Raw genomic sequence first — 15,593 nt, 5'->3', positions numbered from 1 at the left:
GTCGAGCTCTTGTCGACCGTTGGGCTGCCGCCACGACGGGCGGGACGCGCCACAGCGCTCCGGGGTTCGCGCTGGGTCGCGCGCGTGATCCAGCTCATAGTGCACCCCTCGGGAAATTTACCTACAACGTACAGCGTACTAAGTATAGAGTTGTTTCGCGTCCCCGAGGAGGACCCATGCGTATCACCGCTTCCGCCATCTCGCTCAACGTCGCCGACCCGCAGGCCTCGGCGAAGTTCGTCATCGACCACCTCGGGTTCACCGAGAAGATGTCCGCCGACGGGTTCGTCTCGCTGGAGCGACCGGACGCCGGGATGAACCTCATCTACCTGCGCACCGGGCTGCCGACCTTCAAGCCCACGAGCGCGGCGGGCAGCGCGGGCGACGGGTTGCTCGTGGTGTTCGTGGTCGACGACATCGACGCCGAGTACGCGCGCCTCCGGGGCGAGGGGGCGCCGATCGTGACGCCCATCGAGACCGAGGAGTGGGGCGAGCGGTACTTCCAGATGTCGGACCCGAACGGGATCGTCATCCAGCTCGTGCAGTGGGTATGACGACGAACGCCGGTGCGCGGTCCACGAGCGTGGATCGCGCACCGGCGCAAGAATTCTCAGGTCAGGAGAGGGCGGCGCGGAAGACCTCGACCGCCGGGGTCGACGGACGGCCGAGCAGCTTCTGCAGGTCGCCGGAGTCGACGTCGAGCACGCCGGCGGCGATGCCGGTGTCGGCGTCGGCCAGCGCCTTCGCGTACACGGCGGGCAGGCCGACCTGTTCGAGCACGGCCGCGTAGTCCGCCTCGGCGAGGTTCTCGTACCGCACCGTCTTACCGGCGGCCTCCGAAATGGACTGCGCCAGTTCGGCGTAGGTCAGCCGCTCGTCACCACCGAGCTCGTAGACCCGGCCCTCGTGACCGTCGGTGGTGAGCACGCGCGCGGCGGCGGCCGCGTAGTCCGCGCGGGACGCACCGGCCACCCGGCCCTGCCCCGCCGCGCCGTGCAGCACGCCGGATTCCACCGCGTGCGCGAGACCGCCGAGGTAGTTCTCCCAGTACCAGCTGTTGCGCAGCAGCGTGTACGGCACGGTGGACTCGGCCAATACCGCCTCGGTGCCGCGGTGCTCCTGCGCCAGGATCAGCGGGTTCTCGGTGGCGCCGGGAATGCTCGTGTAGGCGAGCAGCTGTACGCCCGCGCGCTCGGCGGCGCGAATCACGGTGGTGTGCTGCGCGACTCGCTCACCGAACTCGGTGCCGGAGATCAGCAGCAGCCGGTCCACGCCCGCCAGCGCACGGTCCAGCGCGGCGGCGTCACCGTAGTCGGCCCGACGCACGTCGACGCCACGCTCGGCCAGGTCGGCGACCTTCTGCGGATCGCGCACGATCGCGACGACGGGCGCTTCGCCCGCGCGCAGCAGTTCCTCGACGACGAGCCGGCCCAGCTGTCCGCTTGCCCCTGCGATGGCGACGGTCATGACTTCCTCCAGAGTTCTGTACTGATCTGCTCGTACTAACTATTAGTAAGCACTATGCATTCCGCAGACACTTTGGTCAAGGCGGGTACTATCGAGGACATGGACACCCAGCGCATTCCGTCGGCGGACACCGACGACCCCACGCTGGAAGCCGACGTCTTCGCGCGAAACTGCACGTCGCGGCCAGTTTTGCAGAATGTGACCAGCCGCTGGGGCATCCTCGCCATGGTGGCGCTGCGGGAGGGGCCGTACCGATTCAGCGCGCTGCGCAGGCGCGTCGACGGTGTGAGCGAACGCATGCTCTCGCAGACATTGCAGGCCCTGGAGCGCGACGGCATGGTGCATCGCGAGGTGCAGGAGACCATCCCGCCGCGCGTCGAATACACCCTCACCGAACTCGGCGCCGAGGTGGCCGACCAGCTCGACGCGCTCATTCAGGTGGTGGAGACGAACATGCCACGGGTCCACGAGGCCCAGGCCGCCTATCACCGCGATTGATCGCGCCCGCCGGGAACGACCGCGCCCGGCGATCGGTTGCAGGTGACATGGAACTCTCCGAAGCCGTCGATTTCGCTCGCTCCGCTCGCCGTTCCGTGCTGACCACCATCCGCCGCAACGGCAGGCCGCAGCTGTCCAACGTGCTGCACGTCGTCGGAGACGACGACGTCATCCGCATCTCCATCACCGCCGACCGCGCCAAGTACCACAATCTGCGGCGCGACCCCTGGGCCGCGCTGCACGTCACCCGCGACGACTTCTTCGCCTATGCCGTCCTCGAAGGCACCGTCGAACTCACGCCCGTCGCCGCCGAACCCGATGACCCCACCGTCGAGGAACTCGTCGCCTACTACCGCTCGGTCTCCGGCGAACACCCCGACTGGTCCGATTACCGGCGCGCCATGGTCGAAGAACGCCGCGTCCTCGCCCTCTTCACCCCCACCAACGCCTACGGCATGCTCTGATCCACTCGCTCGCACATCGTCACCGGCCGAGCGCATTCGCCCTGCGGCGGCTCGTTCCGCCCGATAGACCCCGGCTCAGCGGGTGAGGAGTTGCGAGACGGGGAGGAAGGTGTAGCCGTCGGCGCGCAGTTCGGCGACTATGCGCGGGATCGCGGCGAGGGAGTCGGGGTTGCTCATGACGTGCAGCAGGACGATGGAGCCGGGGCGGACCTCGGCGACGGTTTCGCGGACGACGTCGTCGGTGCCGGCCACTGTGCCGGAGTCGGGTTCGACGTCCCACATGACGGTGGTGCGGTCGTGGTCGGCGAGATATTCGGGCAGCGACCAGAGTTTCTTGCCGTAGGGCGGGCGGAAGGTGATGGGGCCGAGGTAGCCGGTCTTCGCGATCTCGGCGTCGGTGTCCTCGATCTCGGCGCGCACGGTCCTGTCGGAGACGAACACCATCCGCCGGTGGTTGTAGGTGTGGTTACCGATCTCGTGGCCCGCGGCGGCGATCGCCCTGCCCGCCTCCGGCCGCGCCGCGAGATCCCGCCCGTTCAGGTAGAAGGTGGCGGTAATGCCCGCGTCGGCAAGGACTTTCAGCACTTCGGGCGCGCGGTCGGAAGGTCCGTCGTCGAGCGTCAGCGCGACCACCTTGTCCGCGGTGTCGACCCGATCCACCAGCCGCCCCGCCACCTGATAGGTGCGCGAGTTCATCAGGAAATAAGTGCCGGCCCCCACCAGCACGACGAGCACGAGAGCGAGCGCGAACCCGATCGACCACCGGCGAAGCATCTTCGCTGTATATCAGAAAATCGCGCCGAACCACTGCGCGCCAACCGCATTCGGCCGACCGGAGCGCAACATCCCCGCTCTACCCAACCACCCCCGGGGCGAGTCTTACGAGCCCGTTCGCGGCCCGTCTCGCTTCCGAGCGGTCGAGACGCACGCGACGAAGTCGCAAGTCTTGACCGCTCGGAAAGCGAGACACTAGTGGGCCGCGAACACGCGCGCGCCAGCGCGCCAATGATTCAGAAGTTGATCATGTGGCCCGCGAGGCCGTGGATGGCCTCCTGCAGCGCCTCGCTGAGCGTCGGGTGGGTGTGCACGTTGCGGGCGAGCTCGTTGACCGTGAGGTCCCACTTCTGGGCCAGGGTCAGCTCGGGCAGCAGCTCCGAGACGTCGGGCCCGATCAGGTGGCCGCCGATCAGTTCGCCGTACTTGGCGTCGGAGATCAGCTTCACGAAACCGGTCGCGTCGCCGAGACCGTGCGCCTTGCCGTTGGCGGTGAACGGGAAGGTCGCGACCTTCACGTCGTAGCCCTCGGCGCGCGCCTGCTCCTCGGTGAGACCGAAGCTGGCCACCTGCGGCTGGCAGAAGGTGGCGCGCGGCATCATCCGGTAGTCGCCGAGGGTGAGGGTCTCCGCGCCGCCGATGGTCTCGGACGCGACCACGCCCTGCGCCTCCGCGACGTGCGCGAGCTGCAGCTTGCCGGTGACGTCACCGATGGCGTAGATGTGCGGCACGTTGGTGCGCATGTAGTCGTCGATGGCGATGGCGCCGCGCTCGAGCTGCACGCCGGTGTTCTCCAGGCCGTAGCCCTCCACCCGCGGCGCGAAGCCGACAGCCTGCAGCACCTTGTCGACGGTGACGGTCTCCACCGCGCCGGTCTTGTTGTCCTTGATCGAGACGGTGACCTTGGATCCGTCGTCGTTCATGGACTGCACGGCCGCACCGGTGGTGATGGTGATGCCGAGCTTCTTGTACGCCTTGGTGATCTCCTTGGAGACGTCGGCGTCCTCGTTGGGCAGCGCGCGGTCCAGGAACTCCACGATGCGCACGTCGACGCCGTAGTTCTTCAGGACGTAGCCGAACTCCATGCCGATCGCGCCCGCGCCGACGATGAGGATCGAACCGGGCAGGTCCCTGGTCAGGATCTGCTCTTCGTAGGTGACGACGTTGGCGCTGAGCTGGGTGCCGGGCAGCAGCTTGGTGACGGTGCCCGTCGCGATGATCACGTTGTCGAACGTGACGGTCTCGGTGCCGCCCTTGGACAGCTCCACCGCGAGCGTGTTCGCGTCGACGAAGGTGCCCTTGCCGTCGAACTCGTCGATCTTGTTCTTCTTCATCAGGAAGTGGACGCCCTTGACCCGGCCGTCCGCCACCTTGCGGCTGCGGTCGAACGCCGCGCCGAAGTCGAAGCTCGCCTCACCGGAAATACCGAAGGTCTTGGCTTCTTTGGTGAAAATGTGCGCGAGCTCGGCATTGCGCAGCAACGCCTTCGACGGGATGCAGCCCACGTTCAGGCACACACCGCCCCAGTATTTCTGCTCGACGATCGCTGTTCGCAGGCCGAGTTGAGCGGCACGGATCGCGGCGACATAACCGCCGGGACCAGCGCCGAGAACGACGACATCGTAGTGGGAAGTCACGTCACCGAGCCTAACTCCGCCGTGCGAAGTTCACCCACCGTGCCCCCGCTTCGGTGAGATGACGAACACGCGCGGTCGAATCGGCGCCGGACGGGCGCCGACGAGGCCGCGCCGAGCCGGGCGTGCGCGGCCTCGACCGCACTACTGTTGGCTCGTGACGAACAGCGGATCGAGCGGTGCGGGCCCGGCCCGGCCGCTCGATCCGATCGACGGCACCACCTCGACTCATCTCGTTCGCCTGGTCCGTGATGTCGTCCTGCTATCGAAGCCGGACCCCGCGCGGCTGGCCCGCATTCCCGCGATCGACGACGCCGCGCTGGCCGGTGAACTCAACCGGATTCCGCTGCGCTCGCTGGTCGATCTGTGGGAGCTGCTCGCGCAGAGCAGGCCGGAGCCGGGCACCGGTCTCGCGGTGGCGGCGGCTGCGCCCCTCGGCACCCTGACGACCTGGGACTACCTCGTCACCAACGGACCGACGCTGGCCGACGCACTGCGTTCCGCTCAGCCCTATCACCGGCTGGTGACCGCCGCCGAGGAGGGCTTCGAGCTGGACCATCCCGGCGAACTCACCGTCGGCTACCGCACCTCGGCGGGCGACCCCGCGGTCGCCGCGGTGGTCAACGAGTACGTCCTCGCCTACTACCTGCGGCGCGCCCGCGAGGCGACCGGACGCCCGGTGATCCCTGTCCGCCTCACCTTCAGCCGGTCCGCTCCCGCCGGCCACGGCGCGCTGACCGCCGCCTTCGGCACGGATCGCATCGAGTTCGACGCACCGGCCGACACCATCACCTTCTCCGCGGCCGACGCCGCCGCGCCGCTCCCACGCGCCGACCCGATGCTCGCCGACCTGCTCCGCAGCCACGCCGACCTGGTGCTGGCGGCGGCCAAGCCGGTCCCCGGCCCGCTGGAGTCCTTCCGCCTCGCCCTGAACGCGACCCTCGACGACGGCCAACCATCACTCGCCGCGGTCGCCCGCCGCCTGGCCGTGAGCCCACGCACCTTGCAGCGTCAGCTCGCCGAACACGACACCGGCTGGCGCCACGAGGTCGACCTCGCCCGCTACGAACGCGCGAAATCCCTTCTGGACCAGGGGTTCACCACCGCCACCGTGGCCCAACGTCTCGGCTTCACCGACGACCGCGCCCTCCGCAAAGCCTTCCACCGCTGGACCGGCACACCCCCAACCGCCCGGCGGCACACCTGACGCGCCGCCCCCACACGCCTCGCAGAGCAATCAGCCCTGCAGGCGCGATGGCGTCCTCACACACCTTCGTCCTCACACACCTTGCACACGCCTCACAGAGCGCTCAGCCCCTGCGAGGCGTGTGAAGTCTTTGCGAGGCTGCGGCCAGCGGGGCACATCGTTGAGCAGGGTTGGCGCGTGGGGACCGGGTGGTGGCGCCGCGGGACCTGGGAAGGCCTTGGGGGTGGTCATAACGTCGGAGGCACCGGATCGAATGGTTCGGAATGTTCTCGGAGAAAGCGCGAAACAGATGAGCAATCAACCGATTTCAACCGCGGTGGTGCCGGTGAGCACTCGCGAGATCCAGCTGGCGTCGCGTCCCGATGGTGCGCCGACCGCGGCGAACTTCGCGTTGGTGACCCGCCCGATTCCCGAACTCGCGGACGGCCAGATTCTGGTGCGCAACACCTGGATGTCGGTCGATCCGTACATGCGCGGGCGGATGGACGATCGCCCGTCCTACATCGCTCCGTTCCAGGTCGGCGAGGCCATGGAGGGCTCGGCGGTCGGGGAGGTGATCGCCTCGCGGGCGGCGCGGATCGCCGTGGGCGATCAGGTGACCCACTTCGGGGGCTGGCGCGAGCACGCGGTGCTCGACGCGGAGCTGGCGACGCCGATCGACACGACCGCGGCCGCGCCGCAGCACTTCCTCGGCGCGCTCGGGACCACCGGCCTCACCGCGTACGCGGCGCTGACCGACGTGGCGCCGGTCCGGCCCGGCGACACCGTCTTCGTTTCGGCGGCGGCGGGCGCGGTGGGCAGCGTCGCCGGGCAGATCGCCAAGGCGCTGGGGGCGGGACGCGTCATCGGCTCGGCGGGCGGACCCGCGAAAACGAGCCTGCTGCTGGACGAATTCGGGTTCGACGCCGCCATCGACTACCGCGCGGGCGATCTGGCCGGACAACTCGCGGCGGCCGCCCCGGAGGGTATCGATGTCTACCTGGACAGCGTCGGCGGCGAGCACCTGCGCGTCGCCGTGGCGGCCATGCGACCGAAGGGACGCGTGGCGCTGGTCGGCGCGATCAGCGGCTACAACGGCGCGACCGGCGAGCCGGGCCCGGACCTGTATCTGGCCGCCACCAAGGAGGTTTCGCTGCGCGGCATGCTGGTGACCAGCTACTTCCCGGTCTTCGGCGAGTACATCGCCAAGGCCGCCGCCTGGCTCGCCGACGGCACCCTGCGCACCAGGGAAACCGTCTACGAAGGGCTCGATCAGGCGCCCGCCGCGTTCCTCGGCGTGCTGTCCGGCGTCAACACCGGAAAAATGCTCGTGCGACTGGGGTGAGGGCGAACTCGAGGTCCCGCCGGACACCACCGTCCGCTCCTACCGGCTGAGCCGGGTCAACTCCGCCACACCTGCTCGGCAACCCGACGGAAATTCCCACCGAACACCGCGGCTCGCTCCTCCTCGGTGAACCCGCGCGCGGCGAGTTCCGCGTCCAACCCCGCCCCCACGCCGACGCCGAGCAGGTCCTCCGGCGGAACCCATTGCAGTGGGCCCCATTTGGTGTATGTCTCGGAGAACGCCGTGGGGTTCGCGAGCAGTTCGGCGTTGAAGTCGGCGGCGTCGAAGGAGTAGTCGGAGCCGACGCCGATGTGCTCGATGCCGACCAGGTCCGCGCCGTAGCGGATGTGGTCGGCCATCGCCGCGACGCGCTCGGCTCGCTCGTCGGCCGCATTGCGGCCCAGGAAGATTCCCACTCCGTTGATGCCGATGACGCCGCCGGTCTCGGCGCAGGCCCTGGCTTGTTCGTCGGTGATATTGCGCGGGTGATCCCACAGCGCGGCGAAATTGGCGTGGCTGTAGATCATCGGCACAGCGGTGCATGCGGCGAGGTCGAGCCCCGTGCGCCGGGAACAGTGCGAGCCGTCGACGAACACGCCGACCTCGTTGAGCTTGCGCACCAGGTCCCTGCCGTAGGCGGTGAGGCCGGTGTCCTCGGTGTCCAGGCAACCGCAGCCTGCGGCGTTGGCGTGGTTGTAGGTCGGCAGCAGCGAGCGCACGCCGAGTTCGTGGAACACCTCGACGTTGTCCAAGTCGCCGCCGAGTGGACCGGCGTCCTCGAGATCGAAGGAGAGCGCGATCCGCTCCGGATCGCCGATATCGTCCAGACCGGCGACGAGCCGGAATCGCCCGTCCGCCAGCGCATCCCGGCGGAACTGCCGCACCAGTGCCAGCGCGTCGGCGGTGTTCTGCCGCGAGTATCCGATGTTCACCGACAGGTGGGAGCCGAGCGGATACCTGGCCAGCTCCGTGATGTCCGCGGAGGGCAGCAGCGGCAGACAGCAGTGCTGTTCCCACAGGAAGGGGGGCAAATCGGACTCCTGTCGCTCGGTACGGGATTCCGATCCTAGAAGCAGGGTCGAACGAAACCCGTCCGAGACTCGAGCGTGCGCACGGTGAAGGGCGGTACGCGAGGCGGCGAATTCGAGACTGATCCGCGACCCGACTGCGGCTAACGGATCATCCGATTCGACCGATTTCCAAGATGTTTCAATCCCCCACTGCCCAAGGCGGTGCGACGTGCGTCGCTTCCTCGTGCTGATTTCCGCGCTGGTCGCCGGAATCGGACTCCTGATCATCCCCGGCCCAGCGCTCGCGGCTCCCTCCTCCTGCGGAGTGGACTGGGGTTCGCTGGACAAGTCGAACCCGAGCCACTCGACCGCTCCGATCACGAATGTGCGTTCCGGTCGCCACCAGTGTTTCGACCGGCTCGTCATCGATGTCGCGGGCCCGGTCACCGGCTACCGGGCAGGCTACGTCGGCTCGGTGGCCATGGACGCGTCGGGCGCGCCCGTGCCGCTGCGCGGCGACGCGTTCCTCAGCGTGACGGTGCACGCGCCCGCCTACGACGACGCGGGCAACGGCACCTACCACCCGGACGATCGCGCCGAACTGGCCAGAGTCGGCGGCTATCAAACCCTCCGTCAGGTCGCCTGGGCGGGTTCCTTCGAAGGTCAGACCACCTTCGGCGTCGGCGTGCGCGCGCGGCTGCCGTTTCGGGTGTACACGCTGGACGGACCCGGCGCAGGATCGCGGGTCGTGCTCGACGTCGCACACTTCTGGTAACCGCGCACGCAGGGACGACGTCGCTCAGCAACAATGTTGGCATGAGGGAACGCAGTGAGCGAATCATGTGCCAGCGCGCTTCGCGCATGCCGGAGCCGAGCGCCAGCGAGGCGAAGGCATGAGCGGCGTTGAGCAGAATGTGACGGATCCTTACCTCTGGCTCGAAGAAGTGACCGGCGAGCGACCCCTGGAATGGGCGCGCGCACACAACGAGGTGGTCGGTCAGCGCTTCGCCTCGACCGAGCGGTTCACCGACCTGGAGCACCGCATCCTGGACATGCTCGATACCGACACCAAGATCGCCTATCCGGGCCGTCGCGGGCGCTGGCTGTACAACTTCTGGCGCGACGCCGAGCACCCGCGCGGCCTGTGGCGCCGCACCACGTTCGCCGAGTACGCCAAGGAATCGCCCGACTGGGACGTCCTGATCGACCTGGACGCCTTGGCCGACGCCGAGGACGAGAACTGGGTGTGGGGCGGCGCGGCGGTGCTGCGCCCCGAGCAGTCGCGCGCGCTCATCAGCCTGTCCCGAGGCGGCGCCGATGCCAAGGTCGTTCGCGAATTCGACATCGAGCGAAGAGAATTCATCGCCCCGGCGGACGGCGGCTACTTCCTGCCCGAGGCGAAGTCGGAGATCAGGTGGATCGACGTCGACTCGGTGTACGTCGGCACCGATTTCGGTCCTGGTTCGCTGACCGAATCCGGGTATCCGCGCATCGCCAAGCGCTGGCAGCGGGGCACCGAACTCGCCGAAGCCGAAACGGTTTTCGAGGGCACGGTGGACGACGTCGCCGTGTCGGCGGGCTATGACCGCACCCCCGGCTACGAACGCCACTTCGTCGGCCGCGCCACCGACTTCTTCAACGAAGAGGTGCACCTCATCGAGCCGGACGGGTCGCTACGCCACATCGACGTGCCCAGCGACGCCAGCGAATCCTGGTACAAGGACTGGCTGCTGGTCCGGCTGAAGTCGCCGTGGGAGGTGGGCGGCGTGGCCTATCCGGCCGGCGCCCTGCTCGCCACCGATTTCGAGAGTTTCCTCGCGGGCGCAAGGGAATTCGAGGCGCTCTTCACCCCCGACGCGCACACCTCGCTGCACGGCTACGGCTGGACCGAGAACCACCTGCTGCTCATCACCCTGCAAGACGTGCAGACCAAGCTGCACGTGCTGACCCCGGGGCCGGACGGCTGGACCACCGAGCCGCTGGCCGACACCCCGCCGATGGCGACGACCAGCGTCATGAACCTGGACCCGCTGGAGGGCGGCGACGAGTTCATGCTCACCACGAGCGGATTCACCACGCCCGCCACACTGTTGGCCAGCGCGGTCGGCGGCAGCACCGAGCAGCTCAAGCAGGAACCTGCCTTCTTCGACGCGGACGGCGTGGAGACCGAGCAGTTCTTCGCCCGTTCCGACGACGGAACGATGGTGCCGTACTTCGTGATTCGGCATCGCGACCGCAAGGACGTCCCCGGTCCCACCGTCATGTCGGGCTACGGCGGCTTCGAGGTCTCCCGCACGCCCGCCTACAGCGGCGCCTCCGGCATGGGCTGGCTGGAACGCGGCGGCACCTGGGTGATGACCAACATCCGCGGCGGCGGCGAGTACGGCCCGGAATGGCACACCTCGGTGCAGAAAGCCAACCGCCACAAGGTGTACGAGGATTTCGCGGCCATCGCCAGGGATCTGGTCGATCGCGGCATCACCACGCCCGGACAGCTCGGCGCGGTGGGCGGCAGCAATGGCGGTCTGCTGATGGGCGTGATGCTGACCAGGTACCCGGAGCTGTTCGGCGCCATCGTCTGCCAGGTCCCGCTGCTCGACATGAAGCGCTACCACCTGCTGCTGGCGGGCGCCTCGTGGATGGCGGAGTACGGCGACCCGGACAAGCCGGAGGAGTGGGAGTACATCGGCAAGTACTCGCCGTACCAGAACTCCCGGGCCGACGCCGACTACCCGCCGATCCTGATCACCACCTCCACCCGCGACGACCGCGTGCACCCCGGTCACGCCCGCAAGATGGCGGCGCTGCTCGAGGTGCAGGGCCACACGTTCTGGTACCACGAGAACATCGAGGGCGGGCACGGCGGCGCGGCGGACAACAAGCAGATGGCGTTCCAGGCCGCGCTCATCTACGAGTTCTTCACCCAGATGCTCATCGAGGGCGGCGAACGATCGGCCGACTGAACTACGCGCGGCTCGGCGTCTACCATGGCCGCACGGTAGACGCCGAGGACGGAACCGATTTCGACAGCGGCGTCGACGCCATGCTCTACGGATTCGCGGGCAGGCCGGCTACCCGCCGCGTGATCACCGGTCGCGCAGCCACTTCTCGATGCGGTCGACGGTGGAGTTCGGATCCGGGATCCAGCCGTTGTGTCCCAGCCGTTCCGGCTGATGCCACGCGGTCAGCTCGGCATCGGGCATCTTGCCGATCAGGTGCTCGGCCGACCCGCGCGGGGTGAGCTCGTCGCCCGCGATGGTGACCGACAGCACCGGGAGCTTCAGCCGGGCGATGCGTTCCTCGTAGTCGATATCGGCGCCGACCGGCGCGAACCGGCCGGTGCGCGCCAGCCGCGCCCAATCGGAGATGAGCACCTTCGACTGGGGACCGAAGCCGCCGACGGTGATCCGATCGCCCGGCCAGAAACCGGCGAGGCTGGCGGTCAGCGAGGCCGCCGCGGTGCCGAACAGCATGCCGGGACTGAACAACCCGGGATAGCCCCGGTAGTACGGCGTGCCGGAGGCGACGAGGATCAAACCGCCCAGCCTGCCGCGGATTCGCGCCGCGTACATGACGGCGAGCTGACCGCCCATGCTGTGCCCGAGCAGATACGGCGTGCTGGTCGGGAACCGGTCGCGCACCACCTGGAAGATCGCGGGGAAGTCCACCGACACCAGCTCGTGGTAGCCGTAGGTGCTGGTCGGGCTCGGCCGGGGCCGACTGTCGCCGTTGCCGCGCATTTCGCCGATGGCGGCGTCGAATCCGCGCGCGGCGAGCTGCTCGGCGACCAGTTCGTAGTAGGCGCCGGGTACGCCGAGCCCCGGCACGATCACCACGACCGGACGCGGCGCGTCGGGCGTGACCGCATGCCGGTGCTGACCCACGGCCGGGATCAACCGCACCGGGATGGTGCTGCCGTCCGGCACCTGGATCGGAACTGTCTCCATGCAGCGCACGCTACCGCGCGGCGTCGCGTACCGCCGCGCGGGCAGCCGACCACCCGGTCCGCTACGCGCCGACCGCACCCATGATCACTCGGCTGAGCACGCGGATCACGTCGTCCAGCGGCGGGCGCGGATCCGAACCGCTCCACGAATCCACCACGTAGTTCACAGCGCCGATGATCGCCAGCACCCGCATTTCGTAGTCGCCGGGCGGGATTTCCCCCTGCATGGCCGCGTCCTCGGCGGCGCTGGCCAGCAGCGAGCCCCACACCCGGCGTAGCTCCAGGCGGAACTTCTCCACCTTCGGTCCGGCGCCGACCACCTCGACGAGCGCTACCCGCGCTTTGCGCGGATCCGACCCGATGGACTCGACGTAAGCGCGCACCGCGGCATCGATGAGCTCCAGCGCCGACGCGTCGGTCTTCTTGTCCAACGCGGCCGTCACCGCTTCGCGCGACTCCTTGTCGATTTGCTCGTATAGCTCGAGTAGGAGTGACTCGCGGCCGGTGAACTCCTCGTAGAACTGTCGTGAGGAGAGCCCGGCGTCTTTACAGATGGCGCCCACCGAACTATTGGCGTATCCGTCGCGCGCAAAGACCGTCAGGCCTGATTCCAGAAAACGCGCACGCCGCTGGCGTTGCCGGTCCTCTACGGGTTGCCCGGCATACATTCGTCCCGTATTCGCATCCTGTGACATTGCGCCAGACAATACCGAAGGGCCCGATCCCCTCGTCATGGATCGGGCCCTTCGTCTCAACCTTCGACCGACCGCGCGTTAGCCGAAAGTTGGCAGCCTGGTAGCTAGATCAACCATTCCTCCGATCCGACCATCGTGACTCCCTTGTCACTGGCTGTTTGCCGAAAGGGACGATACCCAGTGATGCGCCGCGCCGGAAGGCTTTTGGAGGAAATTAGTAGAACTTTTTTCGGACGAACCGGTCCCTCTTCTTCACACGGCGTCGCCGCTGGTCGACAACAGTTCCGGCAGCGCGGCGACGGAGTCGATCACATGGTCCGGTGCCGTTATGGCCGCCGCGAGCACACCGGGCCGGAATTTGCCGGTGCGAACCAGCACCCCGGACATGCCGACGGCTTGCCCGGCCAGCACATCGGAATGCAGGTCGTCGCCGACCATCACGATCTCGGCGGGCTCCAGGCCCATGAGTTGCGCGCAGGTGCGAAACCCTGTGGGAGCGGGCTTGCCGACCACCTCGATCTCCGCGTTGCCCGCCGCCGAAAGCCCCGGTAGGTACGCGCCCGCGTCGATCCGCAGTCCGTCGTCGGTGGCCCAGGTGAGGCCGCCCTGCATCGCAACGGCGGGCACGCCGTCCAGCATGAGCTCGGCAACGCGACTGAGCGCGCGGTGCGTGAATTCCGTTCCGGCGCCGCCGATCACCACCACATCGGGATGGTCCTCGACGAGCTCGAGCCCGGCGAGATCCTCGGCGATGTCCCCGTGATTCAACAACCAGACCCGGGCACCCGGATAGCGGCGCCGCAGAAATTCGGCGGTCAACCGGCCCGCCGTGACGATTTCCCCGGTATCGATCTCGAATCCGGCGCTCTGCAATCGTTTGCCGATCTCGGCGCAGGTGCGTGACGTGGTGTTGGTGAGAAATGCTCGGCGCAAACCCCTTTCGCGCAATTCGCGCACGGCGGACGACGCTCCGTCGATCGGCCGCCAGGAAGTAACCAGCACGCCGTCGATGTCGTAGAGCACGCCTCTGATCTCGCCGCCCGACATGAATTCAGCCTACGACCGCATCGGGCGTCCCGCACGCGGACCGGCCGCAGGTCTGCGCTCACCGCCACGCGCCCAGCGCGACGCGGCGTAGCCCGGCGCCGGCACCCGCTCGTCGGTCGGTCTCCCCAGCGAGGATCGACACGCGCGGCGCCGGAATCACTGGGCTGCAACGGGTTCGGACGCCACCTTAGCGCCCCGGCGCCAAGGTGGCGGCGACCATCGCCAGCGCCGGCAGGAACACCTGGGCTCCGTCGACGTCGAAGTACTCATCCAGCAGCAGAATGCCGAGGGCAGCGGCTGCGTGCTCTGCGCCGAGCACCGCATCGACGACATCGGTCACGGGACTACCGTTCGGATGCGCGCCAACCCAGGCACGGCGCGACTTCGGCGGCGATCAGCTCGATCGATCGCAGGCTCGCTCGCTGGTCGGGGTCGACGGGATGGATCTGGACGATGAGGTCGGTGGCATCGGCCACCGCGGTGTCGGCCGCGAGGGCCGCCGCGACCTCGTCGGGGGTGCCGACGTAGGAGTCGCGCAGCACCTCCTCGACGGACTCGGCGAACTCCGGAATGCCCGCGGCGCGCAGATGTTCGAGAAATCGCAGCGCGCCGCGTTCGGCCAGACGTGTCGCCGACTCGTGGTCGTCGGCGACGAACACGCTGCGCGAGGCCCCGATGCGGGGCGCGATGTCCGCGGGCAGCGCGGCCGAGTACGCCTCGATCAGCGCGCGCTGCACCTCGTCGAGCCGTGCATGGGGCGAGGCGCGATCGCGCGGCTGTGTCCGCGAAAGCAGCAGACCCGCGCCCGCCGCGCCCGCGAGTTGCGCTCCTGACACGGAAAATGTTGCGTGCCAAAGGTTCTCACGCAGCGTTTCGGTGCGCGGGTGCAGGCTCCGGCCGGGAACCAGCTCCTCGCCGCGCAGGGCCGAGGTCGCCTTGGCCAGCTTGTCGGCGTACACCCGCTGCCGGTCCTCGCTCGCCACCCCGAAAAGCTCGAAGGAACTCTTGGAACCCCCGCTGCCGAAACCCAATTCGAGGCGGCCGCCGGAGAGAACATCCAGCACGGCGGCGTCCTCCGCGACCCGGATCGGATCTTCCAGCCCGAGCGTCACGATCGCGGTCCCGAGCCTGATGCGGCTCGTCTTCGCCGCCGCGTGCGCGAGAAACACCAGCGGCGAGGGCAATCCGCCCTCCGCGGGGTCCACGTGGTGCTGTGCGACCCAGGCCACGTCGTAGCCGAGGCGCTCGGCCAGCTCGATCTGCTCCAGCGCGTAGCGGTACACCTCGGCGGCGTCGTGGCGGTCCTCGGAACGGACCAGCCGGGTGAACAGGCCGAGACGTTTACTACTCATGCGGTCACCTTTCCCAGGTACGCGTCGCGGACGGCAACATTGTCCAGCAGTTCCTCTGCGCTGCCGCGCAACACGATCTGTCCGCCGCGCAGCACGTCGCCGGTGTGCGCGATGGACAGTGCCGGCTCGGCCTGCTCCCAGGGTGCGGAAGATTCGGACAAGCGTCCTGGTTCGG

At 68.5% G+C, this 15,593-nt stretch carries 17 protein-coding genes; 7 read left to right on the top strand and 10 right to left on the bottom strand.

The window, feature by feature from the left end; translation table 11 throughout:
- Positions 1-176 precede the first annotated feature (176 nt).
- A complete protein-coding gene (locus tag ACRWNM_RS28835; RefSeq protein WP_431971254.1) occupies positions 177-554 on the top strand; it encodes a VOC family protein in 378 nt (125 codons plus the stop codon).
- Positions 555-615: 61 nt separating this feature from the next.
- On the opposite strand, the gene ACRWNM_RS28830 is transcribed toward ACRWNM_RS28835, so the two are convergent.
- Complete coding sequence (locus ACRWNM_RS28830) at positions 616-1,467, bottom strand: SDR family oxidoreductase (RefSeq protein WP_431971253.1); 852 nt, start codon at positions 1,465-1,467, stop codon at positions 616-618.
- A gap of 99 nt (positions 1,468-1,566) precedes the next feature.
- Between ACRWNM_RS28830 and ACRWNM_RS28825 the strand changes: the two genes are divergently transcribed.
- Together ACRWNM_RS28825 and ACRWNM_RS28820 are read left to right on the top strand one after the other, a co-directional pair.
- Positions 1,567-1,965, top strand: coding sequence for a winged helix-turn-helix transcriptional regulator (locus tag ACRWNM_RS28825; RefSeq protein ID WP_431971252.1), 399 nt, complete (start codon positions 1,567-1,569; stop codon positions 1,963-1,965).
- A gap of 47 nt (positions 1,966-2,012) precedes the next feature.
- The gene (locus ACRWNM_RS28820; RefSeq protein WP_431971251.1) at positions 2,013-2,429 is read left to right on the top strand and encodes a PPOX class F420-dependent oxidoreductase; all 417 of its coding nucleotides are present in this window, start codon (positions 2,013-2,015) and stop codon (positions 2,427-2,429) included.
- Positions 2,430-2,504: 75 nt separating this feature from the next.
- Here ACRWNM_RS28820 and ACRWNM_RS28815 read toward each other — a convergent pair whose 3' ends face one another.
- Together ACRWNM_RS28815 and lpdA are read right to left on the bottom strand one after the other, a co-directional pair.
- Entirely contained in the window at positions 2,505-3,203 is a 699-nt protein-coding gene (locus ACRWNM_RS28815; RefSeq protein WP_431971250.1) for a polysaccharide deacetylase family protein, read from the bottom strand.
- Between the two features lie 236 nt (positions 3,204-3,439).
- Positions 3,440-4,840, bottom strand: coding sequence for a dihydrolipoyl dehydrogenase (gene lpdA, locus ACRWNM_RS28810; RefSeq protein ID WP_431957818.1), 1,401 nt, complete (start codon positions 4,838-4,840; stop codon positions 3,440-3,442).
- A 154-nt stretch (positions 4,841-4,994) separates the two neighbouring features.
- On the opposite strand from lpdA, the gene ACRWNM_RS28805 reads away from it, so the two are divergent.
- Positions 4,995-6,044, top strand: a complete 1,050-nt coding sequence (locus ACRWNM_RS28805) for an AraC family transcriptional regulator ligand-binding domain-containing protein (RefSeq protein ID WP_431971249.1) — start codon at positions 4,995-4,997, stop codon at positions 6,042-6,044.
- 289 nt (positions 6,045-6,333) lie between these two features.
- The gene (locus ACRWNM_RS28800; protein ID WP_431971248.1) at positions 6,334-7,368 is read left to right on the top strand and encodes an NADP-dependent oxidoreductase; all 1,035 of its coding nucleotides are present in this window, start codon (positions 6,334-6,336) and stop codon (positions 7,366-7,368) included.
- Between the two features lie 56 nt (positions 7,369-7,424).
- Here ACRWNM_RS28800 and ACRWNM_RS28795 read toward each other — a convergent pair whose 3' ends face one another.
- Positions 7,425-8,399: a dipeptidase gene (locus ACRWNM_RS28795; RefSeq protein ID WP_431971247.1), complete on the bottom strand. Its 975-nt coding sequence runs from the start codon at positions 8,397-8,399 to the stop codon at positions 7,425-7,427.
- Positions 8,400-8,607: 208 nt separating this feature from the next.
- Between ACRWNM_RS28795 and ACRWNM_RS28790 the strand changes: the two genes are divergently transcribed.
- Together ACRWNM_RS28790 and ACRWNM_RS28785 are read left to right on the top strand one after the other, a co-directional pair.
- Positions 8,608-9,153: an AMIN-like domain-containing (lipo)protein gene (locus ACRWNM_RS28790; RefSeq protein ID WP_431971246.1), complete on the top strand. Its 546-nt coding sequence runs from the start codon at positions 8,608-8,610 to the stop codon at positions 9,151-9,153.
- 118 nt (positions 9,154-9,271) lie between these two features.
- A complete protein-coding gene (locus ACRWNM_RS28785) occupies positions 9,272-11,341 on the top strand; it encodes a prolyl oligopeptidase family serine peptidase (protein WP_431971245.1) in 2,070 nt (689 codons plus the stop codon).
- A 123-nt stretch (positions 11,342-11,464) separates the two neighbouring features.
- Here ACRWNM_RS28785 and ACRWNM_RS28780 read toward each other — a convergent pair whose 3' ends face one another.
- From ACRWNM_RS28780 to ACRWNM_RS28755, 6 genes are all read right to left on the bottom strand, one after another.
- Complete coding sequence (locus ACRWNM_RS28780; RefSeq protein ID WP_431971244.1) at positions 11,465-12,325, bottom strand: alpha/beta hydrolase family protein; 861 nt, start codon at positions 12,323-12,325, stop codon at positions 11,465-11,467.
- 61 nt (positions 12,326-12,386) lie between these two features.
- Positions 12,387-12,992, bottom strand: a complete 606-nt coding sequence (locus ACRWNM_RS28775) for a TetR/AcrR family transcriptional regulator (protein ID WP_431971321.1) — start codon at positions 12,990-12,992, stop codon at positions 12,387-12,389.
- A gap of 279 nt (positions 12,993-13,271) precedes the next feature.
- Positions 13,272-14,066: an HAD-IIA family hydrolase gene (locus ACRWNM_RS28770; protein WP_431971243.1), complete on the bottom strand. Its 795-nt coding sequence runs from the start codon at positions 14,064-14,066 to the stop codon at positions 13,272-13,274.
- A 187-nt stretch (positions 14,067-14,253) separates the two neighbouring features.
- Entirely contained in the window at positions 14,254-14,406 is a 153-nt protein-coding gene (locus ACRWNM_RS28765; RefSeq protein WP_431971242.1) for a hypothetical protein, read from the bottom strand.
- Between the two features lie 4 nt (positions 14,407-14,410).
- A complete protein-coding gene (locus ACRWNM_RS28760; protein WP_431971241.1) occupies positions 14,411-15,418 on the bottom strand; it encodes a putative FMN-dependent luciferase-like monooxygenase in 1,008 nt (335 codons plus the stop codon).
- Positions 15,415-15,579 (bottom strand): hypothetical protein, encoded by a 165-nt coding sequence (locus ACRWNM_RS28755; protein WP_431971240.1) that lies wholly within the window; start codon positions 15,577-15,579, stop codon positions 15,415-15,417. Before ACRWNM_RS28755 ends, ACRWNM_RS28760 begins: the two co-directional genes overlap by 4 nt.
- Positions 15,580-15,593 lie beyond the last annotated feature (14 nt).

Source organism: Nocardia sp. bgisy134 (assembly GCF_965341865.1).
GTDB lineage: Bacteria > Actinomycetota > Actinomycetes > Mycobacteriales > Mycobacteriaceae > Nocardia.
Note: the sequence above shows the minus strand (reverse complement) of the source record. Positions and strands in the feature narration are given on the sequence as shown.